This window comes from uncultured Ralstonia sp., assembly GCA_913056305.1.
Classification (GTDB): Bacteria; Pseudomonadota; Gammaproteobacteria; order Burkholderiales; family Burkholderiaceae; genus Ralstonia.
The window spans coordinates 1-23858 of sequence record CAJXMR010000023.1; the positions used below are offsets into that span (position 1 = coordinate 1).

Here is a 23858-nt window from a genome sequence, read left to right on the forward strand (position 1 = left end):
GATGTTCACCTCGTTCTCGCTGCTGCTGGTGGTGGGCATTGCGCTGCTGATGCACAGCGTGGGCCTGTCGATGGCGCTCGGTGCCTTCATTGCCGGCGTGCTGCTGGCCGACTCCGAATACCGCCACGCGCTGGAAACCGACATCGAGCCGTTCAAGGGCCTGCTGCTCGGGCTGTTCTTCCTGGCCGTCGGCATGTCGATCGACTTTGGCGTGCTGATGCGCCAGCCGCTGGCGGTGGCGGTGCTGGTGGTGGTGTTTCTGGTGGTGAAGATCGGCGCGCTGCGCCTGCTGGCGACGCGCTTCGGCATCGCCCGTGGGCAGGCCTGGCTGTTTGCCTTCCTGCTGTCGCAGGGCGGCGAGTTCGCCTTCGTGGTGTTCGGGCCCAGCGTGGCGGGCGAGGTGCTGGGCGCCGAGACGGCCGCCACGCTCAACCTGGTGGTGGCCTTGTCGATGGCGGCGACGCCGCTATTGCTGCTGTTCCACGACAAGATCCTGGTGTCGCGCCTGACGGTGGGCAAGCGGCGCGCGCCCGATGCCATCGCGCCGCAGGACAACGCTGTCATCATCGCCGGCTTCGGCCGCTTCGGGCAGATCGTCGGCCGCATGCTGTACAGCCAGGGCTATAGCGCCACCGTGCTCGACCATGATCCCGACCAGGTCGACATGCTGCGCCGCTTCGGCTTCAAGGTCTTCTATGGCGACGCCACTCGCATGGACCTGCTCGAGACCGCCGGCGCCGATACCGCCCGCATGATGGTGGTCGCCATCGACGACATGGAGACCAGCCTGGAGATCGTCGACCGCGTGCGCGAGCGCTTCCCGCACCTGAAGCTGTACGTGCGGGCGCGCAACGTGTCGCACGTCTACCAGCTGCGCGATCGCGGTGTCGAGGTGATCGAGCGCGAGATGTTCGAGGGCTCGCTGTTGCTTGGTCGGCGCGTGCTGGAAGGGCTGGGCAAGGAGCCCTACGAGGCGCACCGCATCGCCCAGACCTTCCGCCGCCACACGCTCAATTCGATGGACCAGGTCTACCCGGTCTACCGCGACCAGAAGAAGCTGGTCTCGCTCGCCCAGCAAGGGCGCGACGAGCTGGCCGAGATGTTCCAGCGCGACCGCACCCAGCGCAAGCGCCTGCGCGAATCCGGCATGCCATGGGGCGAGGGCGATGCGCACAGCGCCACGCTGCAAGCGCCCGCCGAGCCCGAGCCCACCGACGAGATCGACCCCGGCCAGCCCATCGACTGCCCGGAGCGCGCCGGCATCCGCCGCGAAGATTGATGACTGCGGCTGCGTGCCGCGTCAGCTGTAGACGCTGACGTTGCTGCCGACCGCGACCGAAGCCGCCGACTGGCCGCCCAGGCTTTGCGACAGCTTTTGCAGGAAATCCTGCAGCGTCACCGAACTGGTGCTCGACGAAGCGCTGGTCGACGAAGCGCTGGCGGTCGTGCTGGTCGTGCTCGTGCTACCGCTCGAAGTGCCTTGCGCGTCGCTCACCAGCTTCTGGAAGTCCGACTGCAGCGTCGACAGCGCGCTGTTGGACGACGTGTTCCCGCTGTTCAGTTGCGAGATCAGGCTCTGCAGGCCCGATGCCAGGTCCGAGCCGTAGCCGGACGTGTTGCTCGAGCTGGACGTGCTGCTGGTGCTGGCGCTCGAGGTGCTGTCACTGCTGCTGGCGCTCTTCAGTGCCGAGAACAGGTCGTGCGTGAGCTTGCGCATGTCCTGGCCGACGGTCGAGTTGCCGCTGTCATCGGGCGGCGGGGGCGGCGGCATATCGCCATCGGGCGGCGGCATCGATCCGTTGGCGGCGCTGGTGGAGGTGGTGCTGCCCGTTGCGCTTGTTGCGCTCGCTGCGCCGGTCGAGTCGGTTGACGAGGTGGAACTGCTGCCACTGGTGGACGAGGTGCCCGACAGGCCGAGCTGGCTGAGGGCCTGCTCGATCGCCTGCATGAAGTCGCCACCGCCGCCGTGCCGATGGCGGCGCACCGGCGTGGTGCTGGTGGCGTCGTCGGTGGAGCTGGTCGCGCTCGTACTGGTCGACGAGACTGCGCTCGTCGTATAGAGCGCGCTGCTGCTGATGGAAGAGATCGTCACGGTGTGCCCCCGGGAATTGGCGTGGTTGGTCCTGCTCCCGGATTGACGGCCGCGGCGGGGGCGGCCTGAAGGCACACACTGCGAAGACGGTGTGAAGAAAAAAGGAGCGCACCTGGCGCTCCCCGACTGACTGGCACAACGGCAGGATGCCGCCGTTCTTAAACCGCCACGCTCACATTGCGGCGCAGCTCGCAGGTGGCCAGCGAATCGGACTCGCCGCGCAGCAGCAACTGGCCGTTGCCGACCAGTTCACGGCAGCGCCAGAAGACGAACCAATCGCTGGCGAGCAGCCCGTCGATGGCGCCCATGATGCTGGCGACCACGTCACGGGCGCTGGCCCAGTCGGTCGGCACGTGTTCGAGGATCACCTCGTCGACGGTGGCGTACGACACCGGCACCAGCGTATTGCCTTTCCACAGCCGCACGTCGGCGTTCTCGCGCACGGTCTGCTGCCACTCGTAGGCCAGGCGCCCGATGCGCAGCACCGAGACCGGGGCGATGGTGGAGAAGCGCCGCGCCAGCCGCGCCCCCGGATACATGCCGATGGTGGTGAGCGCCCCCTGGCTGCCGGGCATCTCCAGCTCGCGCATGTCCATGCCGATTTCGTTGATCCGCTGCGGCGACTGGCACAGGTGGAAGGCCACCCGGCGCAGCATCAGCTGGTCCGACGCGCTCTGCCCATGCCAGAGCGCGACCTCCGTGGTCTGATCGCGCAGATCGGCAAGCGACGCCAGCGCGTCGTGCATCTCGGCGGCAAAGTCGATCTTGCTGTTGGGGGCGACGCGCTGCCAGAAGCCCGAACGCGCCATGGCGGCGCCGTCGACGTCGGCCAGCGGCCCGACGGCGAGATCGTCGCGCAAGACCACAACGGAATCGGGGCGGCCAGCCTGTGCGAGCGCCTGCTTGAGCGTGGCGCCGGCAACATCGCCGTTGACGACATGGATGTATTGCATGGCGGCAATTGTAGCGACAGTGTCATCGGCGTGCTCTCGTTTTGCGCAGGTCTGCCGATATTCCTTTGCGCGGCGTCAGAGGTCCCATCCGTAGGGGGAATGGCGCCCCAGGCAACGCTCAGGCACCCGTGCGAAAATCGCGCCTTTGTTGCAAACCATAACGAACCGGAACGAGTCGGTGAGGAACCATTCATGAAGACCATGTCGATCGCGCGGGGCATGCGCCCGGCCATGTTGGCGCTGCTGCTGGCCGCGGGCGCGCTGGCCTCGGGGCAGGCGGCCGCCGTGCCGCCCGCCGAGATCTACAAGCGCGCCCAGCAGGAGAAGCCGGCGCTGATCGACACCATGAAGACGCTGGTCTCGATCGAATCCGGCAGCAAGGACATCGAGGGCCTGGACAAGATCGCCGGCGTGATTGCCGATCGCCTGCGCCTGCTCGGCGGCGACGTCAAGCTGGTCGACCCGAGCGAGCACGCCTACCGCATGGCCGACACGCCCGAGAAGATCGGCAAGATGGTGCTGGCGCGCTTCAAGGGCGACGGCAAGCGCAACATCATGCTGATCGCGCACATGGACACGGTGTACCTGAAGGGCATGCTCGCGCAGCAGCCGTTCCGCATCGACGGTGAGCGCGCCTACGGTCTGGGCATCGCCGACGACAAGAATGGCGTGGCGGTCATCCTGCACACCGTGGCGATCCTGCAGGCGGTGGGTTTTAAGCAATATGGCACGCTCACCGTGCTGATCAACGGCGATGAGGAGATCAGCTCGCCGGGCGCGCGCGCCATGCAGGCCAAGCTGGGCGCCGAGCAGGACGCCGTGTTCTCCTGCGAAGGCACCCGCGTGAACGCCGACAAGCTGTCGCTGGCCACCAGCGGCATCGGCGCCATCCTGCTGGATGTGAAGGGCAAGGCCTCGCACGCCGGCGGCGCCCCGGAGCAGGGCCGCAACGCGCTGTATGAACTGTCGCACCAGGTGCTGCAGATGCGCGACCTGTCCAACCCGCAGACCGGCCTGAAGGTCAACTGGACGGTCGCCCAGGCGGGTACCAACCGCAACGTGATCCCGGCCGTGGCCAGCGCCCAGGCCGACGTGCGCCTGCTGCGCGCGGCCGACGCCGACAAGCTGGAGCAGATGGTGGGCGAGCGCATCAAGAACAAGCTGATCCCGGATGCGCAGGTGACGGCCAAGTTCGAGCGCCGCCGCCCGCCGCTGGAAGCGACGCCCGCGTCGCGCGCGCTGGCCGAGCACGCCCAGAAGATCTATGGCGAACTCGGCAAGACGCTTGAGATCGACGACAAGGCCGAAGGCGGTGGGACGGACGCCGCATTTGCAGCGTCCAAGACCCAGGCGCCGGTCATCGAACGCTTCGGCCTGGCGAGCTTTGGCGCGCACTCGAACGATGCGGAATACGTCGACCTGAACTCCATCGTGCCGCGTCTGTACCTGCTCACGCGCATGGTGATGGATGTGTCACGCGACCGCGTGGGCGTGACCAAGTAACACCTCGGCGTGCGGGTGGGGTGACAACATTCCACCCATCGCGGCGACACGGGACGGTAGCTTGATCGGTTTTCCACCGATCCGCTCCGTCCCGTGTCGCGTTATCTCTTTCGTTACCCCGCCGTACGCGCGGGGGCGCTGTTCGCCCTGTTGTCGTCTCCCGCGCTGGCCGAGTCCGGCGTGTCGGTATCCGGTTTCATCGATGCCGGCGTGTACCACATGAGCGACCGGCCGACCGCGGTCGGCTCCATCCAGCCCAGCTCCATCACGCTCAAGGGGCGCGAGGATCTTGATGGCCTTGGCCTTGGCCTTGGCCAGGGCTGGGCTGGGCTGGGCTGGGCTGGGCTGGGCTGCCGTCTTCAATCTCACCAACCGGTTCAACCTGGGGGATGGCCGCCAGAGTCCGAACGGCGCGTCGCCCTTGTTCTACGGCGAATCGACCGTCGGCATCGCTGGCCCATTCGGGTCGCTGCGCGCCGGCCGCGGCATGACGCCCATGTGGGTGTTCGACGAGCGCTACGATCCGTGGGCCAACTACCAGATCGTCAGCTCGATTGCGTGGTATGTGTTCCACCCGTCCTATCGCACCGATCCTTACAACAACGGCGCCTTCGGTGACGTCTCACGCCTGAACAATGGCCTGTTCTATGACTCGCCTACATGGCAGGGCTGGCATGCCCACGCCAGCGTGGGTGTGGACAAGCACACTGCGCCAGACGTGTTCGGCAACGTTGACCAGGTCCGCCCCGTTGCCGCCTCGCTCAATTACGACGCGGGCCCATGGTCCGGCATGCTTACCGCCGAGCGCAATTCCGCACGCGACAACACCTGGTTTGCCGGCGTCACCTATGACGTTGGCGCCGTCAAGGTGATGGGCTCGTACAGTCAGACACGCTTGTCCGCCGCCAGCCAGACATTCCTGGGCGACGCCACTGCCCGCCGCACGGCGGCCACGCTGGGCGCAGCATGGAACCTCAGCGGTGCGGTCACGCTCAAGGCCGGCATCGGCCGCGACTTCCAGGGCTATGGCGCCGACGGCCTGACCGACTACGCCAGCCTTGGCGCGGACTACGCGCTCTCCAAACGCAGCACGCTCTATGTCAGTGGTGGGGTGCAGAAAGGGGCGCGTGTGTCCGATATCCGCCGCATCGGCGCCGGTATGTCGCATACGTTCTGAGACCGTCGGCGCGCCAGCCCTCTATATAAGACACCGTCGCGCGCTTGCGGCGGGCATGAAAAAGCCCCGCGCGGCGCGATGCCAGCGGGGCTCGAGAGGGCCAAAGGCGGGAAATGGAGGATGCCTGGAGACCGGCCCGGAACCAGGGTGCCGATCAACCGATCAGTTCGGCACCGGATAGCCGTAGACCGTGCCGCCGCCTTCGCGGGCGCGGCCGGCCGGGTCGCTGCGCATGCCTTCGGTGTACGGATCGAACCGGCTGCTGCGCGCGCCTTCGGTGTAGGTGTCGAAGCGTCCGGAGCGGGCGCCATCGCTGTAGACATCAAAACGCGAGTCCCGCGCGGCCTGGCCGAACACTTCGATACGGCTGGCCTGCGCCCATGCGCTGCCCGCCGCAAGGGCGCCTGCTGCCACCAGCGCGGCAATACCAATGTGCTTGAGTCGCATGGCGAACTCCTTCTTCAACTGATTTTCGGTGCTGTTTTGGGTGCGTGGTCTTGTCATGTCCTGCCACGGCCTGAAGCGTAGGCGAGCTGCCCCACGGTATCCACGGCGGTGCGACGAACGGTTTGTTGTGGGCGCCGAAATGATGCAAGCCGGCGTGGGTGACCCATCCGGCAAGTTGGTGCTTAGGCAATCGCTACGCCTTTTTGCCTAATCAAGATCCTGTTTCAAACAGCGCCGTCAATATTGATGCACCACAGCAGGGCACGACGAGCCGGCAAGCCTTGCCGGAGGCCGCTTTGGTGCGTCGCATCAAGAGCGATGCGTGCGTACCACACTTGGGCGGTGGATTCTGTGAATTGCTTTGCCCGGGCTAAGGGCTTTTGTTAAATTTGCGCGGCACTTCCGACACGGAAGTAAGGAAATCTGGAGGAGCCCACCCTCATGCACACGGGGGCGGGTGTTGAGACAACTCTTTTTATTACGAGCCCACATGAAAAAGTCTGCCATTCTGGTTGCAGTCGGCGCCCTGTTCGCAGGTTCGGCCTACGCCCAATCGAGCGTGACGCTGTACGGTATTGTCGATACCACCATTCACTACACCACCAACGCCAATGCCAACGGCAACAGCCTGCTGCAGATGGACAACGGTGCGGTGTCCAACAGCCGTTGGGGCCTGAAGGGCTCGGAAGACCTGGGCGGCGGCAACAAGGCTCTGTTCGTGCTGGAAAGCGGTTTTGACCCGCAAACCGGTCGCGCTAACGGCGGTGGCCTGTTCAACCGTCAATCGTTCGTGGGCCTGTCCAACAAGGACTATGGCACGCTGACGGCTGGCCGCCAGTACAACTTCGGCTTCTCGATGGGCGGCAACTTCGACCCGCTGGGCGTGGGTAACTACCTCGAGAACTCGTGGGTGTACTACGGCATCACCGGCCTGCGCGTGTCGAACATGCTGAAGTACGAAGGCAAGTGGAACGGCCTGTACGTTGGCCTGGGCTACGGCTTCGGCCAAGCCGCCGGCAGCACGGCCGACAACCGCTACCTGGGCGGTGCCGTGTCGTACGAATTCGGCCCGGCCATGATCGGCGCCTTCTACCAGCAACAGCAAGATTCCACCACTGCCGGCAACAAGCAGAAGGTGTGGGGTCTGGGCGGTAACTACACCGTCGGCCCGGTCAAGCTGTTCGCCGGCTATATCGACAGCAGCGACGGCACCGGCTGCACGAACGCGGGCTTCGGCTATGGCGGTTGCGCTGGCGACCGCGCTACCCTTGGTTTGAATACGAACGACGCGCAGGCGCCGTTCACCGCTGCAGCACTGGGCGCGGGCGCAGTGCCGGGCGCAACCAAGCGTCGTGACCACGTTGGCCTGGGCGGCGTGACGTACCAAGTCACCCCGGCGCTGGCACTGACGGGCGCGTTCTACTACGACAGCATCAGCAACGCTGCGCTGATCGCAGGCGACACCGGCAAGCGCTACACCGGCGTGCTGCTGGCTGAGTACGCGCTGTCCAAGCGCACCCAAGTGTATGGCACGGTTGCCTACGACAAGGCCAAGGATGCTGCTGTCCCCGAAATGGCGGGCGGCACGGCCAACGGCCAGAACGCCAAGACCAACCAAGTTGGCGCTGGCGTGGGTATCCGCCACATCTTCTAATCGACGCTGTCACTCGATTGGGAATGGAAAAGGCGCCTTCGGGCGCCTTTTTCTTTGTGGGTGCCAGCAGTCGCCGCAGCTGGGCGTCGGATCTGTAATCCGCGCGGAATATGACTGCAACGGCCGCGTCGCGCGCGGCCGGCATCCAGGAACAATGCGAGGGGCTTACGCCGCGAAGCGGTAGCCGACGCCGACTTCGGTGAGCAGATGCTCGGGTCGCGCGGGATCGCGCTCGAGCTTGTGGCGCAGGTGGCCCATGTAGATGCGCAGGTAGTGGCTGCTGTCCGAATGCGCCGGCCCCCAGACTTCGCGCAGCAGCTCGCGGTGCGTCATGACCGTGCCGCGCCGGCCGAGCAGCACGGCCAGCAGACGGTATTCGATGGGGGTGAGGTGTACCGGTTCGCCATTGCGGCTGACCAGGCGGCGCGCCAGGTCGACCTGTACATCACCGAAGCTGATGACGCTGCCGCCGTCTTCGCCGCGTTTGGCATGGCGGCGCAGCAGCACGCGCAGGCGCGCGATCAGTTCGCCCACGCCGAAGGGTTTGGTCAGGTAGTCATCGGCGCCGGCATCGAGCGCGGCGATCTTGTCCTGCTCGTCCACGCGGGCCGAGAGCACCAGCACCGGCACTTCCGTCCAGGTGCGCAGGTCGCGGATCAGCGACATGCCGTCGCCGTCGGGCAGGCCGAGGTCGAGGATCACGGCATCGGGCTGACGGGTGCCGGCCTCGATCAGGCCCCGATCCACGCGGTCGGCCTCGAACACTTCGCAGCCCTCCGCTTCCAGTGCGGCACGCACGAAGCGCCGGATGTGCGGTTCGTCGTCGATGACCAGGACGGTAGGGGTGAAGGTGAATGCCATGGCGCGCATTGTAAACCTGCCGACCGCCGATTGCCGATTGCTGACGCCCCAAAAGACAACGGACCCCGAAGGGTCCGTTTGTCATGGTGAGGCTAGGGGGCGCTTAGGCCTTCTTGGCCCAGGCGCTGCACCAGCCCTTGTTGGCGACGTCCTTGCCGGCAAACAGCGGGCAGCCGCCCTGGGCCGCCGCGCCACCCTGGTAGAGCGCGCAGTTGCCGCAGTGCTGGTCGGCTGCGTGCTTCGGATACTTGGCCTTGTCTGCCTTGGTGGTATCGGCCACGTAGCCGAGGGCGACGGCTTGCGGGTCCTTTTCCGAGACCATCGGGTTGGCCGCGCGTGCCAGGCCCGACATGCCGACGGCGCCCGCAGCGGCCACGATCGGAATGCTCTTCAGGAATTGACGACGATTGGACATTGCTGATTCCTTTTGTGGGAGTGTGTTGTGTGGCGTCCTCTGCGTTGCCCGTTCCAGAGAATCGGGTGCGCCCTAGGGGACAGCGGACGGCGTCGGCGCGCCGCTTTTCCGCAGGTGCATTCTGGCACACCGGCGGCCCTGCGGCATCTGCGCAGCGTCAATGTTCTCCATACCTGGGTGCAGCAATTGCTCACTTCGGCTGGCCGTAGCCCTGGTAGGGGCATGGGTGAATGGAGCCTGCGTGGCTGATAGATTACGCGCCAATCGAGACCGCCCCCCAACCCCGCCATGACCGACTTTGCCCGCCTGCTGGAAGGCTATCTGCACGCCAAGGATGACAATTTGCCGCACGTGATCGACGGCGTCTTCGCGCCCGATGCACGGCTGACCTTTTCGCTCGCCACGCAGAACATCGCCTTCCCGCCGCAGACCGACGGCGCCGCCGCCATCGCCAAGACGCTGGTGACCGACTTCGGCCAGCAGTACCGCCGTTGCCGGACGTACTACGTCACGCGGCGTGGCGACTTGCCCGACGCGCCAGAACGGGGCGACATGCCGGTCGCCCTGGCGCCGATGCCGTGGCTGGTGGTGATGCAGGAGCGGAGCACGGGGGCGCTGCGCGTTGGCCATGGCGTCTACCGCTGGACGTTCGCTCGCGCGGGCAAGGATTGGCGCGTGAGCGCGCTGCACATCCATATCGCGCGCATGGACGTCATCGACAACGCGCGTGCCGATGCCGGATGCGCGGCCATCCAGCAGGCGTTGCCGTATCCGTGGGTGGATGCCGCGGTGCTGCGCACGACGGTGGCGCGGCTGGCGGCGGAGGATGCCGGCCTACGCTGGCTCGCTCCCTTCGGCGAGCCGGCGCGGGACTGAGTGCGGCCGTTGCCGTGCCGGTGGCAGCGTCGGCCTGACCATCGTGATAACCCTGATTTCGTGCGATTGACGCTCAAGATCGAACGATCATCGCGCGACGCACGCACGGCTGCGATTGTTCCGGTGCGTCACGGCCTCTAAGCTCCCGGTCACAACGACAGGACACCTGCGCATGACCGGCGCGCCCTCGATCGACGTTCGTGCGCGCGCCGATGCGCGGCCGTTCGGCCGCTTCGCACCGCGGGTGCGCTCGGCTTTTGCGTGATCGCGCGGGGGCGGCCTCGACACCGCCATCATGGCTTCATCGCGGCGGAGATGCCGCGTGGGTGAGGCATCCGCAAGGCCAGCCTGGGCTCGGCGCGCTCGCGATCTTGGTCACAGGTCGCGACACGCGCGCGCACGTGCCCGTGGTACAAAGCGTGGTGTCCTAGTCCCGAGTCACCGCCACAGGAGTTCACGCATGGGCCGCGATGCCGACCTGCCGTTCAAGACCGCCGGCCTGGAGTTCGTCGAGTTCGCCACGCAAGACCCGGCCGGGCTTGCGCGGATGCTCACGGCGCTCGGCTTCAAGGCCATTGCGCGGCATGTCAGCAAGGAGGTCACGCTGTACCGGCAGGGCGATATGAACTTCCTCGTCAACACGGAAGCCGATTCGTTCGCGCATCGCTGGGCCGAGGAATACGGCGTGGGTATCTGCGCGATCGGCATCCGCGTGGGCGATGCGCAACGCGCCTACGACCGCGCCGTCGAGCTGGGCGCGTGGCCGGCCGAGGGCGAGCCGATCGGCCCGGCTGAGTTGGTGATCCCCGCCATCCAGGGCGTGGGCGACACGCACCTGTACTTCGTCGACCGCTGGCGCGGCAAGCACGGCGCCCGTGGCGGCCTGGGCGATATCTCGATCTACGACATCGACTTCCGCCCGCTCGACCCGGCCACCGCACACGAAGACTGGCACCACGCCGGCGCCGGCCTGGCGCGGGTCGACCACCTCACGCAGACCGTTGGCGCCGGCCGGCTGCAGGACTGGATCGATTTCTACCGAAACCAGCTCGGCTTTCGCGAGATTCACGAGCTGCACACCAACTGGCACGTGGCGGCGGATTCGCGGGTGATGGTGTCGTCGTGCGGCACCATCCGCATCCCCCTTTATGAAGAGGGCACGCACCGCGCCCACCTGATGCATGCCTACCTGCCCGACCACCCCGGCGAGGGCGTGCAGCACATCGCGCTGGCCACCGACGACATCCTGCGCACGGCCGCCGCGCTGGCCGCCAACGGCCTCATCTTCGTCGAGCCGCCGCCGCGCTATTACGACACCGTCGACGCGCGCCTGCCCGGCCACGGGCTGGACCTCGACGCGCTGCAGCGCTACGGCATCCTCGTCGACGGGGAGATCCTGGACGGCGTGCCCAAGCTGTTCCTGCAGACCTTCGTCAGGCGGCATCCGGGCGAGATCTTTTTTGAGATCGTCCAGCGGCGCGGGCACCACGGGTTTGGGGAAGGGAATCTGGCGGTGCTGACGGCCGCAGGCAACGCTACGGCCTAGCCATGTGAGGGTGGCGCGCCCGGCTGGGATCGAACCAGCAACCCCTGCCTTCGGAGGGCAGTACTCTCTGCGCCGACGACGACTCAGAATGGCAGTATCCGCTGCACTGCGCCGCGTAACTGCTCTGGTGCAAGATGCGCATAGCGCTCTGTTACCGTCACCGACGAGTGCCCTAGCAAATCTCTAACCGTCTGCAACGGCGTACCTGCCATCACAAGCCAACTAGCGCAGGTATGCCGCATATCGTGGATACGGAAATCCACGATCCCCGCCCTCCGGCACGCCGCCGAAAACCCCGTCTGAAACGTTGTGATCCGCCGCCCATCCTGGGTGGCGAAAACCCACGGACTGCCCGGCGCATGGCTGCCACGCCACGCCAACAGATCCCGCAATGCATCGACGGCAGCATCATTGAGCGGAACCGACCGCCGCCGCCCGGACTTTGTGTGCTCCGCGTGTAGCGTCAACAGCCGTCGATCCAGGCTGACTCGCGCCCATTCCAGTTTAATTAACTCTGATTTCCGGCATCCTGTATTCAGTGCTAGTCGAATGAACGCGGGAAGGTGAGGGCGACGTGCGTAACGTTCAGCAGCCTCACATAATGCCGACGCCTCTACCGTAGAAATCCAGCGTACACGACCCTCTGATTCGCCAATACCAAGGCGTAGCGCGGGATTGGCGAGATCAGGGCGATCATGCTCGATACGCACGTAGTTGATCGCCGCCGACAACAGCTTCAGCTCACGATTCACGGTGGCAGGCTTGACGCCATCCACAACACGACGCTCGACGTAAGCGCGCACGTGCGCCCGCTTTAGATCAACTATCAGCATCCCACCAAAGTGGGGTTGTAATCGCTGAAGCGAATAATAATCGCGTTGTCTACTACGATGCACGACCGACGACATATAGATGCCAATGACATCCTCAAACGTCATACTCCCCGCCTGCTGCATTATCTTTGGTGTAGTTTACCGCTGCAATTAACAGGCCGCCACGGCAGGGGAGAAACATGGGGGTAGAAGATCGCAATTGGTACCACGACCGTAAAAAACAGAAGCCAATCAATCCTGACTGGCAAAGGGAATACAACCGCTGGTACGGCAAGCCGAACACGCCCACACCCAAGAAACCCGGCATGCACTGGACGCTAACGCTGGCGTGCTGGGCCACGTTCTTTCTTGCGGTGTACATCGGCGTCAGATACATCATGAGCTTCAAGGTACCGGCCCCGAGCGCACCAATTCAGCCCGCGCCGCCTATCGTCGAAAACACCCCGCAGCGACCGGCACAACCGGTTCGACAACCGCAACCAGAAATCGTGCTTTACAAGTGCGAGGACCACGGCCAAACAACGTACTCCAAAACGCCGTGCCCCGAGCCTGTCCGCATCATCACCACCCAACCAGAACCGCCAGCGCAAACACAACCACCATCGCAGCACGTTGACCCGAACGCAGAGCTAGCACGTCAGTGGGATGCACGTATGGCCCAGCGTGACCGCGACATTGCCGCTGAACAAAGCGCACTACAGGCGCAGACCAATGCGACAAACACACAGTGCAATCAGCTACGCAGCAACCTGCTCAGCATCCAGCGAATGCCGCTGACGTATCAACAAACTAGTCCGTGGCGAGAACAGATGAACGGCATCCGCAGCCAGATGAACCAACTGCACTGCTAATGCAAAGACGGCGGATCATCGTCGTCAATCACCTCCGGAGGGTCAAGCTCAAAGCCATCCTCCGCCAGCGAGAACCAGAAGCACTTACGACCATGCGACACGTAGGTGCTCATCCCCTGCCAATTCGCGCCGCTCTCCACCAGATAGCGCATCGTCGCATCCATGCCAGCGCGAAACGAGCCTTCATCATCCTCAGAGCGAAACTGCCCAATGGTCTCCCGCTCCGGAATCTCGATACCCTTGGATGACCAGTAACGCCGCTCATTGAGCTTGTGCTGCGTTCCTTTGGTGATGTACTTGCTCAGGTACGCAGCAACGCGATGGACACCCACAATGCGCCTACGGCCCTTGCTCTTCGGCCCCTGAATATCGACGTTGCCGTTACCCTTGCCGACCACCGCATGCCATGCGTCGCGTAGCGCAATCGCATCACGCCAACCGCGCACGCCGACATGGATATGGATGCCTCCGCTCTTGTGGTGTTCGATCACGGCAACGAAGTGAAACGCATCGCCCTCGCGCACCAGCCGGGAGTCTTTGCGAACGCGACGCACGAAGGCTTTCCAGTCCCTCGCAGCGCGCTCACGATCAGCCATGAGGCCGCGATACGTCAACGTCAGCAGATGATCGAGACGAGCGGTTTTAGCCAACTCGCGCACCTTGCGCCGCGCACGCTGCATAGCGCTCGCCATCGACTTTTCCTGATCCTCTGACTTGCCACGCTCCGATTTCGGCTTCGGCACGACGATGCCGAATTTCCCTTCAAACGGGTTGCCGTAGTGACGACGAACCGGATAGCCGACTACCTCGCGTTGCCCATCCGGCCAGCGCCGCACACGGACGATGATGTCATCACGGATGGACTCTTCGCCAAAGCCCGCCTGTTCACGCAAATCACGCTTGCGTTGTTGATACGCGAGGGCCGAAAGGTCGGAATCCTTGACGCCCATTTGTTGCAGTTGCTCTGCCGACAAATGGAACTGACGATTGTCATAGCTTTGTGCTATTGTGGTTTGCAGCATGACCGATGCCTGAACGTTTCCGGTTGTGCACACGCCCTGGGAGGTTTGCAGACCTCGCCGGGGCTTTCTTTTTTGGACCCTTCAATGTTGGTCCACTACCCGCAGAGCCTTGTATTTGCTGGCTCGGTTCTCAAGTGTTAGTGATTCAAGTCTAGGGGCGCGCTTCGCGCGCCCCGCCTGCCGTCGCTGCGCTCCGTCACGCGTGTCGCGCGAAGCGTCTGCCCATCCCCACCTACCACCCACCTCTACAAAACGCGCTAACGGCCCGCCCGACGCATCCAAAGACCAGATTGAGGCCTTCGGCCTAGAGGCGCTCGCCGCGCGGCCTCTCAGCTCGCCCAGCAGGGTTGTCACCGTTCCGCTAAGTTCGTCGTCCCTTTCGCGAACATAGCGTCGGCTCTGTGGGCTTTCGCGGCATAAACGGCTACCTCCCCACCTCCAAACAAACGGAGGCGGGTCCCCTCCATTTATTCCACGTCCCACAGAGCCGCCGCTCTCATGTTCGCGGGACGACGAACTCAGCGGAACGGTGACAACAGCAGCCCTCGCAGGCTCACCGAGAGAAAGACGCCGGGACTCAGAATCTAGCGGCCCGGTAACTTTGAAAGGCAAAACCATGGAACAGCTTTCCTTCACCCTGATCGGCGGCCTCTGCACCATGCCTCTGTGGTTTGCACTGCCGCGCCGTCGCACCATCAAGCGCGGCAAGCTTCCGTTCCGCCCGTGGCAGCAACTCACGCTACGCCTGCCGATCCGCCGCCTCATCCGCGCCGCCTCGCACTTCATCTGGACTCGCCCCGATGGCAAGCAATTCGTCTGCCGCACGTTCCGCGCTCTAGTTGCCCGCGTGATGGACTACGACGGGCATCTAATGCAAGGCCTGCTGCGATCAACAGCACTACGAAAGCGCTAATTACGCGCGATGGACTGCACCGGCTTCGGATGACGAATCAACCCGTCACCACCATAACCGGACCACTCCGCAGCACCATCACGCACAACCGCCGCTGCTGGCACCGGCTCACGCGACGAATCGACTCCAGACGCTAGAACTTGATCGCGCGCCGCATCCGCAGACGCCACCGGCGCGACTTCCTGATACGGATCGAACGGCCGATTCGCAAGCCACTGACGCGACTGCATTTGATCGAGGCCCGAATCGGTGCCCTGTTGCGTATACGCACGGCACCTATCGCCCATGCACACCGCGCCAACAACACGCGGCATCGCCTTGACCTCTCTCAGCGCGCTATATGCAGGAGCACTCTCAGGATGACCCGGCACCACTGGAAAAAAGGCCGCAAGCTGCTCCGCTGGATCAGCAGAGCGAACACCGGTAGCAGCAGAAGAAGCCACAGGAGCGCTGGCCGCGCCCGGCGCGCCAGCCTTTGCAGAAACGTCAGCATCGGGATGCACCTTCTTTTCGACCTGGTGATAGACGCGCCAGATCGCCAGCACCGCAAGCATGATCGCGCCAATCATCACAACCATCGCAGGCGGGATGCTGTACTTGCGCTTGATATGCAGGCTGGCGGACTTGTACAGCCCGAATGACGATTTCGGCAGCGACCACTTCTTTTTGATCGGCGCGGACTTGAAGGCCTCGGGATTGCCGACCTCTGGCCATTCGTACCACCAGCGCCCGAGCAAACCGACATCGCGCAAGTGAACATGCTGACCCACCAGCTTGCGAATGTGCGAATCGAGAAAGCCCGGTGACTGCGTGATCAGCAGAAACGTGACACCCGTATGCCGCACCGTCTCAAACGCGGCGACGTGATTCGGCACGTTGCTAGCCGCCGACCGCACACGAAAGATGCGCTGCGCCTCATCGATGACGATGAGCGACTTCTCAGGAAACGTGAAGTAGGGCAGCGAACGCTGATCGGGGTCCTCAGGATCGACACGCATCTCCGTCCATTCCGCAACCGGCGGAAGCGGGATATAGGGCAAACGCAACTCCGGAATGCCCTGCATGAACAGCGGTCGGCCTTGCTTCACCGCCTCAGCCATCATCTGTACCGCCAACGCGGTCTTGCCACCGCCAGGCGTAGCGGTAATCAGCGTGATAGGTTGCGTCGCACTCATCCCGTGACCCTCCCGAACCGCTTCAACGTCATCAGCGAAATGCGCGCGACGATACCGCCCGCAATCACGCTCAGCGCCGTGAAAAATCCCGAGATCGCCAACACCGAAGCAACCGAGCCAGTCAGCCCACCGAGCGAGCCCTTAGCGGCGGAAAACGCGGCACCGACCGCCGCATCGAGCCCGACAAACGTAACCAACCCGATACCGATAGAGACCAGCAACTGGCGGGCAAGCGGCCCAATCAGGGCCATCAGAAAAGCAGCAATCGGCATCACTCACCCCCGCCTTGCTTTGCGCCGACCACGATGAACGCAGCCGCCAGCCACCCCATAGCGATCACCAAGGGGCGAATCATCGAACCGAAGCTACACACCGGCGCCCAACTGATCGCGAAGCTACGGCCCATCACCGTAAACGGAACATCAGCTGGACAGGACGCGTTATCCGGCCCCCAACCACCATCAGGCGTAATCGCAACATTGATCTGCTGTTCCTTCAGGTCGGGCGCATCGGGAATCTGCCCCTCCTCGGCACAGCCCATGCGCGTTTCGTGCCCTGTACACGGGTCGTCCTGCTTCTCAGGGGCCGTATTGACCACCACCCCGCTCGCGTTGGTCTGCGTGGCGGTATTGCCGTTGGCATCGACCTCCTGTTTAACCACGTTGAGCGTCGCCGTCTTGCCATCTGCATTAGGCGTGACGACAGCCACATCGCGATAGCGCTTCCCCGTGATAGGGTCCACATATGGGTCACTCAAGTTGATCGTGATCGGCGTAGGAGAGGGCGCTAACGTGACAGGCAACGGCACCTTCGCCGCCGACAGATCAGTCGCCACCTGGTCGGGCATCGGATAGATCAACGCCTTGTTCCAATTGGCGTCATTCGCGGCCTGCGTCGCGGGTGCATTAGGGTTAGGCCCGCACGTACCCGTACCAGAGGAATACACGTAGCCAGCCACACAGCCACCCTGAAACACCGTCACCGTATAGGTGCCGTATTGAGGCGCGGCTGGATTCTTCACCGAGACATACACACAGCCACCACCAGAACACGGGCCAACGATACCAACGAACGTATAGCCCGCCGAGGTCACAGCAGCACCGGGACTATCTCCAACCCCATTCCCGTTGTCGACCAAGTACTGAAAACCGTCAAAGCCCGGATCACTCGCATGCGGACTGGTAGCAGGAGCACACCACCCACCAGGCTGCAAGCACTGCTGAATCCCAGCCTGCAACAGGTATTGCAGGATGGCGCTGGTCGCAAGGCCAACGGGATTCAAGCGGATCGCCGCCAGCCCAACGCTCGCCGCAGTCGAACCGAGCCGCGCAGTCGCCGGAATCTTCGCAACAACACCAGCGACGCGAGCCTCCATCTCCACAGCTGCCGCCCCACCGTTGATCGTGGTCGCACCAACCGTAGCCCAACCGCCCGAAACCGTGCCGATCGGCGGCACCGGGTAGACCGGAATCGTCGAAGCAAACGCGCTATTAAACGTCACCACTAACGCAAATACAGCGAGCATCAACCGCATCACTCACCCCCACCGCTCGAGAAAAAAATAACGGCGGCCGGAAGGACCACCGCCAAGAACCCTGCCCAGGTCCAGAAATCAGTTGCGAGCATCACAGCCCCCTACGCAACGCCACCACCGCCCACGCGGCCACCATCGCCGCCACAACGCCCCAGCCAACGGTCATGCCGTCCGTGAACTGCGCAGTCGTGTCGCACACCGGGAACGACAGCGAAGGCGCGGCAGCATCCGCCAACTGCGTCACAGCGCCGTCTTGCGCGATAACAGAACGACGAACGACCCACGCACCGGAGGACTGCACAAACTCCGATACGTAGGTCGTCTGTCCCACGCTTTGACCGATCGGGGCCGCGCTATACACCGCGTCCGTCGCTTCCGCGTTGGAGGAGAAGCAACGAGCGCCAACCAGCGCCCCCGAGGCCATTACAGCGCCTTGCGCAACATCTTGAACGCGAAGATGCCGACGATCACCACGAGCACCGCAGCGCCCACGGTTGCGGCATCCGTACCAGCGCCGGTCAGGGCCGTGGTAACGGACGGATCGACGGCAGCATTCGCGGCAACAGCACCGCCCAGCGAAGCCAGACCAACAGCGATTTTCTTGAGCATGGTTTCCTCCATATCGAGAGGTTGAGAAAAGCCGCCGCGTTGCTCACCGCGACGACCAGGGAACTTAGAGACGAAGCCAATCGGCAAGAGCACGCAGGCGTCGCGAACGCTTGGCGGCGGTCATATACGGGCCAGCGAAGCGCTTGCGATCCAAACGGCGCGCTGCCCAACGGCAGCCGATGTAGGAGAGAAAGGGGAGCAGCATCACGACCTCCGAATACGCTTGATGCCCACTGCGTTGCAGTGAAGAACGCGAAGGCGCTGCGCCGCAGGCTTGTTCCAACACGCTTCGATCGAAGCGACCAGCGCAAGCACCACGCGACGAATCTGCGCACCGTGCCGATGGCCAGCACCGCCGAAAAGGTCAAGCTGCCTGTGATCGCGCATCGCATCCCCCGTTAACTGAAAAAGCCCGCCGCAGCGGACTCTCGATTACAGCGCAGCAGCCTGCGCCTTCGGTGCGTTCGCGGGCGGACGAACCTGCTGCTCAACGGGAACCAGATCGACCACGCGCAACGTCAACTTGCCTTCGAACTGACCAAGGCCAATCGTCGCTTCGAACTTACCCGGGCGAACCTTGCCGTTCAGATGCTTCGGCAGCATCACCATGCCGGGCATCGTCTCGCTCATGACCTGACCATCAGATGTCGTGTACTCAGTGGTCGTCATGCACGCGCACTCTTCCATGTGGTACGGCTGCCCGTTCTTCTTCGATGTGCCTTCACGGACGGTGATGGCGTGGATGTCGACAACAACGCGGTTCTTCTGCATGGCACTGCTCCTATCAATTTGCCGGTCCTTGCGGATGCCGGGATGGTGTAGAGTTCAGCTACATGACAACTTGCCAACATGGCGATATGTCATGTGAAAGATAGTATGCATGGCGATATGTCATGTCAAGGCAATCACTAAGGCCGACCATGAAAACATCGATTGATTTCTTCAATGAATTTGTTGAAGCCAATAAGCCGGCTGGCCAGAAGCGCATCCAAGAGCTATGCGACGTTGACCAGACGACCGTAAGCCACTGGAAGAAGCGAGGCGGAATGACGCCGGCCGCAACGGTCAAGGTTGGAATGGCCCTCGGGTACCCGAGCGACCTATGCTACCGAATCGCCGCCATCGAAGCAGAGCGCAGTGAGACGGGTCGCAAGTTCCTTACGACGATGGCGCACGCCGCAGCATCCATCGCAACGATGGCAGTACTCGGTACCGTGGGATTGGTGGTCTCAGGCATCGGCAACAATGCTCAAGCCCAAGTGGCGCGCCCGGCTGGGATCGAACCAGCAACCCCTGCCTTCGGAGGGCAGTACTCTATCCATTGAGCTACGGGCGCACGTCGGCACAGGACGTGCCGAAAAGAAGTCGCATAGGATAGCGTGTTTGCCCGCAACCGTCCATCGCGTCCCAAGACAGCGGCCGTTCTGACATGCTTTTGACCTGCGTCGAAAAGTGACGCTACGGGCAGACCCGCGTGTCAAACGGCAGGGCATTACGGCTATAATCGCCCGTCATTTGTCAAGAAAATACGGGGACAGGTCTGTTCGGGCCCATGTGGCGGCATCGCACGGTCATCCTGCCCTCGTTGCGGCCCCCACGCACTGCCGGCGATGCTCGTGATTGCAGCCGGTGGCGCTCAGGCGGCCGCCCTGAGCGATTCCACCCTCCTGAGAGTTGAGCATGAGCGACGCGCAACACGACGAACACGAGCCCCTGATCAAGACCCCCAAGCAGCTGATCATCGCGGTGGTCGCTGCCTTTGCCTTTGCCGTTCCCATTCTCATCATCATCCTGCTGGCCAACTATGTCGGGCTGGGCGTCAAGGAAGGCGCGGGTAGCTCCGGCATGTCGGAAGAGGCCGTCAACGATCGCATCAAGCCGGTCGCGCATCTCGAACTGAAGGACGCGAATGCGCCGCGCGTCTTCAAGACCGGCGAGCAGCTCTACAAGGAAGTTTGCGCGACCTGCCACGCCGCCGGCATTGCCGGTGCGCCCAAGTTTGGCGATGCCGCCAGCTGGGGCCCGCGTCTGCCGCAGGGGCTGGATGGCCTGACCAAGGTGGCACTGGCCGGCAAGGGCGGCATGCCCGCACGCGGCGGCACCTCGCCCGACGACGTAAGCGACTACGAACTCGAACGCGCCATCGTCTACATGGCCAACTCGGGCGGCGCCAAGTTCCAGGAACCGGCTGCGCCGGCGGGTGGTGCGGCCGCCCCGGCGGCATCGGCAACGGAAGCCGCAGCGCCGGCCGCTCCGGCAGCGGCCGCACCTGCCGCCGCTGCTCCGGCCGCAGCCGCCGCGCCGCAGGCCTCCACCGGCGACGTCGGCAAGAAGGTCTACGACTCGACCTGCCAGATGTGCCATGGCGCCGGTGTGGCCGGCGCGCCCAAGTTTGGCGACAAGGCTGCCTGGGCCCCGCGCATCGCAACCGGCAAGACTGCGCTGTACAACAGCGCGCTGCACGGCAAGAACGCCATGCCGCCCAAGGGCACCTATGCCGGCTCCGACGACGACGTGAAGGCCGCTGTCGACTACATGGCCGCTGCCGCCAAGTAAGTCGTCTTCGCCTCCCAGGAAAGCCCGCCGTGTGCGGGCTTTTTTGTTGCTGGCGCTCGCGCGCGACGACGGTGCGGTACGTGGCTTGCTATGCCATGGATGAGGTGCGACGCGCGGCGCAGCCGCCGCGCGCCAGATGACGCAAACGGAGGTTGCCCATGCGACATGAACGACTCACGGCGGCCAGCTGCCTGGCCGCAATGCTGCTGGTTGCAGCGCCCACGGCGCAAGCCGCCGACAACTGGGTAAAGCTCGCCCCGCTGGCCAACAGCGGCGGCACGCTCTATCTGGATCAGGACTCTCTCGAACGCAGCGCCGACGGCACTGTGCGCGCCACCTCGCGCGATGCCTACGATGCGCCGCGCCAGCTGTCGAACGGCAAGGCGTACCAGTACGACGCGCGCACCTCGGTGTACGACTGCAAGAACGCGCGCATCCTGCCCGTCAGCGCGCGGATCGAGGACAGCCAGCATGGCACCGTGCTGGCCAAGACCATCGACGGGCCGCGCTGGGAGGCGGTCGTGCCCAATTCCGAGGGCGAGGCGATCCTGCGCGCGGTCTGCAGGAAATAAGGCGCCGTATCGGCTATTGCACCGCCGGCGCAGGGGCCAGATCGACGCGCAGGGTGCCGTCCATGTCCATGCGCGTGGTGCCGCGCGCGGCCGCTTCGCGGTAGTGGTAGAGGTCGAAACGTAGCGGCTCGCGCGTGGACGAGTCGGTGACCAGCACGCGGCTGTTGGTCACCAGCACGTTGTACATCTTCAGGTCGCCCGACTGGATCCAGATGCGGCTGGCGGCGGTGGTCGGCGCCGGGGCGCACATCGGCGCGGCTGGGCCGAAGCCGAGCACCAGCCCGTCCGGCGTCACGCGGGCCGTCTTCATCTCGCCCGTGAGCCGTGGCGGCGGAAACACGGTGGTCTGGTCCAGCACCATGGTGTCGCCGTCGAGCTTGGCGCCGCTGCGATCGAGCGGGGCCAGCCCCGCCAGCTGCAGCCCCATCGATTTGAGCAGCCCCAGCGTCTGGACCCCCATTACGCCCAGGTCGGTGGGCGTGTAGACGAGGTAGCGCGACTCCTTGAGCGCCAGCGTGCCGCGCATGCCGAAGGGCAGCCACACGCCCGGGAAGTGGTTGCGCAGTTTGAGCCCGCCCGCCACGTCGAGCACCCCGTCACCGGGCGTGAGCGACAGCGCATTGAGCGAGCGCGGTGCGTAGTCCAGCAGGTAGGTGTTGAATAGCGCATCGAGCGAGGCCTTGGGCACCGTCACCTCGCCACCCAGGATGCGGATGTCGAACTGGCTCGGGTCGTCCATGTCGACGGGCTGGCCGGGCGTGTGGGGCACCAGTTGCGCGGTGAGCTGATGCACGTGGAAGCCGATGTCGCCGGTGATGCGGAAATCGACGTTGCGCATCTGCACCACGGGCGGCGCGCTGCGGGAGTCGCGTACGGCGGCATGCTGGTCGCCTGCGACGCGCGTGCCGCCAGCGGTCGGCTCGCAGCGCTGGCTCCATTGTTGGCGTACGCTGGCCAGGTCTTTGCGTTGCACGGCGGCCATGGGCGGTTCGGCGGCGCGGCACAAGGCGCTGGCCAGCAGGCCGGCCAGGCCGAGCGTCAGCAGCGCGAGGCGCAACGAGAAAGCGGCGAGGGCAAGGGCGGGGGCGATCATGGCGCGGTCCTCTTGGCGAGTTGCACGGTGGTCTTGGCAGGGCGCGCGGCAAGCGTGTCGAACGAGGGCATCAGCACGCGGATGCCGCCGTCGGTCGAGAAGCGCAGCGAGCCGGCGCTCAACTGTTCGCGATAGCGGTACAGGTTGAACATGAACGGCTGCGACGGATCGGCAACGACGATGTCGATGCGCGCATTCATCGGCATCGAGCGCATGAAGCGGATGTCGCCGCCGCGAAAGAGGATGTACGGGCGCTGTGCGTCAGCTGCATTGGCCAGCGGCGGCATCTGCGGAGCGCCGTCGCCGATCTGCATGACCAGCCCGTCGCGCGCGACGCGGATGGCGGACAGCTTCAGGTCGAGCGCCGGCGGTGGGAACAGCTTGGGCACCTGCATGACGATCTCGCTGCCGGCGAGCTGCACCGCTGGCGTGGACACCGGCAGCAGGTCGGCCAGTTCGATATGCGCCGCGCCCATCAGCGCGCCGGCATCCTGGTTGCGCACCTTGACCACGTTGGGGCGGAAAACGATGGTCTGCGGGTCACGCAAGACGAGCGGGCCGCGTAGCTCGATCGGCACCCAGGCGCCGCGGCGGCGCATCTCGGCGCGCATGGTCAGCGTGCCGTCGTCGAGCGCGAAGGTGAAGCGCCGCAAGGGCGGCTCGCTGCCCGGCCCGCGCGCGAAGACGACGGTGTTGAACAGCGCTGCCATGCTGTCGGCGCTCACGCGCACGGTGCCGGACACGGGCTGCAGCGCGTAGGAGGACACGTCGTCAAGCCAGATCGGGTCGCCGGGCTGGCGCGGCACCATGCGCAGCGCGAGCTGGTCGACCAGGAAGCCGACGCCGCCGTCGAAGCGGAAATCGACGTGGCGCAGGTAGGAGATGGCATCCGGCTGGCCGGAGTCGCGCAGCGTGGTGGGGCGCACCTCGCGCGTGCCGATGCCGCCCACCGAGAATGGCGCGCGCGCCTGATGGCGGGCCTCCTCGAGCTGCCTGGCCTTGGCCGCCTCGATGCCGCCGGAGGCGCCATCACCGGCGCTCGCGCAGCTCTGCAGCGACAGCGCCGCACACAGGATGCCCGCTGCGCGGACGGCCCACCCACGTTGATGCAACCTCAAGTCCCACATCGACGGTCTCCTCGTCGTGAGAGGGCCGGAAACCACCCGGCGACTTGGC

General features: G+C 64.7%; 26 protein-coding genes, 2 tRNA genes and 1 pseudogene. 12 read left to right on the plus strand and 17 right to left on the minus strand.

The features are described from left to right. A partial coding sequence (locus QZ609_RS06280; RefSeq protein WP_295492313.1) for an NAD-binding protein occupies nucleotides 1-1279 on the plus strand: 1279 nt, incomplete at its 5' end. A gap of 21 nt (nucleotides 1280-1300) precedes the next feature. Here the strand turns inward: QZ609_RS06280 and QZ609_RS06285 are convergent. Both QZ609_RS06285 and QZ609_RS06290 read right to left on the minus strand, forming a co-directional pair. Beyond that, the gene (locus tag QZ609_RS06285; protein ID WP_295492315.1) at nucleotides 1301-2092 is read right to left on the minus strand and encodes a cellulose 1,4-beta-cellobiosidase; all 792 of its coding nucleotides are present in this window, start codon (nucleotides 2090-2092) and stop codon (nucleotides 1301-1303) included. A gap of 158 nt (nucleotides 2093-2250) precedes the next feature. Beyond that, nucleotides 2251-3045, minus strand: a complete 795-nt coding sequence (locus QZ609_RS06290) for a DUF1835 domain-containing protein (RefSeq protein WP_295492317.1) — start codon at nucleotides 3043-3045, stop codon at nucleotides 2251-2253. A 192-nt stretch (nucleotides 3046-3237) separates the two neighbouring features. On the opposite strand from QZ609_RS06290, the gene QZ609_RS06295 reads away from it, so the two are divergent. The 3 genes and pseudogenes from QZ609_RS06295 (at nucleotide 3238) to QZ609_RS06300 (ending at nucleotide 5725) form a co-directional block, all read left to right on the plus strand. Next, on the plus strand, nucleotides 3238-4548 hold the full coding sequence (locus QZ609_RS06295) for a M20/M25/M40 family metallo-hydrolase (RefSeq protein WP_295492319.1): 1311 nt from the start codon (nucleotides 3238-3240) through the stop codon (nucleotides 4546-4548). Between the two features lie 180 nt (nucleotides 4549-4728). After that, nucleotides 4729-4788: pseudogene (locus QZ609_RS26740) on the plus strand (hypothetical protein); the annotation flags it as partial. 52 nt (nucleotides 4789-4840) lie between these two features. Then, entirely contained in the window at nucleotides 4841-5725 is an 885-nt protein-coding gene (locus QZ609_RS06300) for a porin (protein ID WP_295492321.1), read from the plus strand. A 162-nt stretch (nucleotides 5726-5887) separates the two neighbouring features. On the opposite strand, the gene QZ609_RS06305 is transcribed toward QZ609_RS06300, so the two are convergent. Then, nucleotides 5888-6172, minus strand: a complete 285-nt coding sequence (locus QZ609_RS06305) for a hypothetical protein (protein ID WP_295492323.1) — start codon at nucleotides 6170-6172, stop codon at nucleotides 5888-5890. Nucleotides 6173-6662: 490 nt separating this feature from the next. On the opposite strand from QZ609_RS06305, the gene QZ609_RS06310 reads away from it, so the two are divergent. Next, nucleotides 6663-7826 (plus strand): porin, encoded by a 1164-nt coding sequence (locus tag QZ609_RS06310; RefSeq protein ID WP_295492325.1) that lies wholly within the window; start codon nucleotides 6663-6665, stop codon nucleotides 7824-7826. Between the two features lie 165 nt (nucleotides 7827-7991). Here the strand turns inward: QZ609_RS06310 and kdpE are convergent, their stop codons facing one another. Continuing rightward, a complete protein-coding gene (gene kdpE / locus QZ609_RS06315; protein ID WP_295492327.1) occupies nucleotides 7992-8696 on the minus strand; it encodes a two-component system response regulator KdpE in 705 nt (234 codons plus the stop codon). A 94-nt stretch (nucleotides 8697-8790) separates the two neighbouring features. Beyond that, complete coding sequence (locus QZ609_RS06320) at nucleotides 8791-9102, minus strand: high-potential iron-sulfur protein (RefSeq protein ID WP_295492329.1); 312 nt, start codon at nucleotides 9100-9102, stop codon at nucleotides 8791-8793. A gap of 288 nt (nucleotides 9103-9390) precedes the next feature. Here QZ609_RS06320 and QZ609_RS06325 point away from each other — a divergent pair, with 288 nt between their 5' ends. Next, nucleotides 9391-9978, plus strand: coding sequence for a nuclear transport factor 2 family protein (locus QZ609_RS06325; RefSeq protein ID WP_295492331.1), 588 nt, complete (start codon nucleotides 9391-9393; stop codon nucleotides 9976-9978). Nucleotides 9979-10438: 460 nt separating this feature from the next. Then, nucleotides 10439-11524, plus strand: a complete 1086-nt coding sequence (locus QZ609_RS06330) for a VOC family protein (protein WP_295492333.1) — start codon at nucleotides 10439-10441, stop codon at nucleotides 11522-11524. Nucleotides 11525-11535: 11 nt separating this feature from the next. Here QZ609_RS06330 and QZ609_RS06335 read toward each other — a convergent pair. Both QZ609_RS06335 and QZ609_RS06340 read right to left on the minus strand, forming a co-directional pair. Continuing rightward, nucleotides 11536-11639, minus strand: a tRNA-Arg gene (locus QZ609_RS06335). Continuing rightward, nucleotides 11608-12462 carry a site-specific integrase gene (locus tag QZ609_RS06340; RefSeq protein WP_295492335.1) on the minus strand — a complete coding sequence of 285 codons (855 nt, stop codon included), beginning with the start codon at nucleotides 12460-12462 and terminating at the stop codon, nucleotides 11608-11610. The genes QZ609_RS06335 and QZ609_RS06340 overlap by 32 nt, the downstream gene beginning before the upstream one ends. Nucleotides 12463-12536: 74 nt before the next feature. Here QZ609_RS06340 and QZ609_RS06345 point away from each other — a divergent pair, with 74 nt between their 5' ends. After that, the gene (locus tag QZ609_RS06345; protein ID WP_295492337.1) at nucleotides 12537-13208 is read left to right on the plus strand and encodes a DUF4124 domain-containing protein; all 672 of its coding nucleotides are present in this window, start codon (nucleotides 12537-12539) and stop codon (nucleotides 13206-13208) included. Here QZ609_RS06345 and QZ609_RS06350 read toward each other — a convergent pair. Then, nucleotides 13205-14230, minus strand: coding sequence for a hypothetical protein (locus tag QZ609_RS06350; protein ID WP_295492339.1), 1026 nt, complete (start codon nucleotides 14228-14230; stop codon nucleotides 13205-13207). The two genes, QZ609_RS06345 and QZ609_RS06350, sit on opposite strands and share 4 nt — an antisense overlap. Nucleotides 14231-14846: 616 nt before the next feature. Here QZ609_RS06350 and QZ609_RS06355 point away from each other — a divergent pair. Next, nucleotides 14847-15143, plus strand: a complete 297-nt coding sequence (locus QZ609_RS06355) for a hypothetical protein (protein WP_295492341.1) — start codon at nucleotides 14847-14849, stop codon at nucleotides 15141-15143. Here the strand turns inward: QZ609_RS06355 and QZ609_RS06360 are convergent. The 5 genes from QZ609_RS06360 to QZ609_RS06380 form a co-directional block, all read right to left on the minus strand. Next, nucleotides 15140-16318: a zonular occludens toxin domain-containing protein gene (locus tag QZ609_RS06360; protein WP_295492343.1), complete on the minus strand. Its 1179-nt coding sequence runs from the start codon at nucleotides 16316-16318 to the stop codon at nucleotides 15140-15142. The genes QZ609_RS06355 and QZ609_RS06360 overlap by 4 nt on opposite strands. After that, nucleotides 16315-16590: a DUF2523 family protein gene (locus QZ609_RS06365; protein ID WP_295492345.1), complete on the minus strand. Its 276-nt coding sequence runs from the start codon at nucleotides 16588-16590 to the stop codon at nucleotides 16315-16317. Before QZ609_RS06365 ends, QZ609_RS06360 begins: the two co-directional genes overlap by 4 nt. Next, nucleotides 16590-17852 carry a virulence factor TspB C-terminal domain-related protein gene (locus QZ609_RS06370; protein WP_295492347.1) on the minus strand — a complete coding sequence of 421 codons (1263 nt, stop codon included), beginning with the start codon at nucleotides 17850-17852 and terminating at the stop codon, nucleotides 16590-16592. The genes QZ609_RS06365 and QZ609_RS06370 overlap by 1 nt, the downstream gene beginning before the upstream one ends. 91 nt (nucleotides 17853-17943) lie before the next feature. Further along, the gene (locus QZ609_RS06375) at nucleotides 17944-18183 is read right to left on the minus strand and encodes a hypothetical protein (RefSeq protein ID WP_295492349.1); all 240 of its coding nucleotides are present in this window, start codon (nucleotides 18181-18183) and stop codon (nucleotides 17944-17946) included. Between the two features lie 92 nt (nucleotides 18184-18275). Next, nucleotides 18276-18461 carry a major capsid protein gene (locus QZ609_RS06380; RefSeq protein WP_295492351.1) on the minus strand — a complete coding sequence of 62 codons (186 nt, stop codon included), beginning with the start codon at nucleotides 18459-18461 and terminating at the stop codon, nucleotides 18276-18278. A gap of 243 nt (nucleotides 18462-18704) precedes the next feature. Between QZ609_RS06380 and QZ609_RS06385 the strand changes: the two genes are divergently transcribed. Continuing rightward, nucleotides 18705-18863, plus strand: coding sequence for a hypothetical protein (locus QZ609_RS06385; protein WP_295492353.1), 159 nt, complete (start codon nucleotides 18705-18707; stop codon nucleotides 18861-18863). A gap of 30 nt (nucleotides 18864-18893) precedes the next feature. Here QZ609_RS06385 and QZ609_RS06390 read toward each other — a convergent pair whose 3' ends face one another. Continuing rightward, nucleotides 18894-19232: a hypothetical protein gene (locus QZ609_RS06390; RefSeq protein WP_295492355.1), complete on the minus strand. Its 339-nt coding sequence runs from the start codon at nucleotides 19230-19232 to the stop codon at nucleotides 18894-18896. Nucleotides 19233-19721: 489 nt separating this feature from the next. Continuing rightward, a tRNA-Arg gene (locus tag QZ609_RS06395) sits at nucleotides 19722-19797 on the minus strand. A 344-nt stretch (nucleotides 19798-20141) separates the two neighbouring features. On the opposite strand from QZ609_RS06395, the gene QZ609_RS06400 reads away from it, so the two are divergent. Both QZ609_RS06400 and QZ609_RS06405 read left to right on the plus strand, forming a co-directional pair. Next, nucleotides 20142-21017 (plus strand): c-type cytochrome, encoded by an 876-nt coding sequence (locus QZ609_RS06400; RefSeq protein WP_295492357.1) that lies wholly within the window; start codon nucleotides 20142-20144, stop codon nucleotides 21015-21017. A 158-nt stretch (nucleotides 21018-21175) separates the two neighbouring features. After that, entirely contained in the window at nucleotides 21176-21589 is a 414-nt protein-coding gene (locus tag QZ609_RS06405) for a surface-adhesin E family protein (protein ID WP_295492359.1), read from the plus strand. Between the two features lie 13 nt (nucleotides 21590-21602). Here QZ609_RS06405 and QZ609_RS06410 read toward each other — a convergent pair whose 3' ends face one another. Both QZ609_RS06410 and QZ609_RS06415 read right to left on the minus strand, forming a co-directional pair. Further along, nucleotides 21603-22682, minus strand: coding sequence for a DUF2993 domain-containing protein (locus QZ609_RS06410; RefSeq protein WP_295492361.1), 1080 nt, complete (start codon nucleotides 22680-22682; stop codon nucleotides 21603-21605). Next, complete coding sequence (locus tag QZ609_RS06415) at nucleotides 22679-23809, minus strand: hypothetical protein (protein ID WP_295492363.1); 1131 nt, start codon at nucleotides 23807-23809, stop codon at nucleotides 22679-22681. The genes QZ609_RS06410 and QZ609_RS06415 overlap by 4 nt, the downstream gene beginning before the upstream one ends. Nucleotides 23810-23858 lie beyond the last annotated feature (49 nt).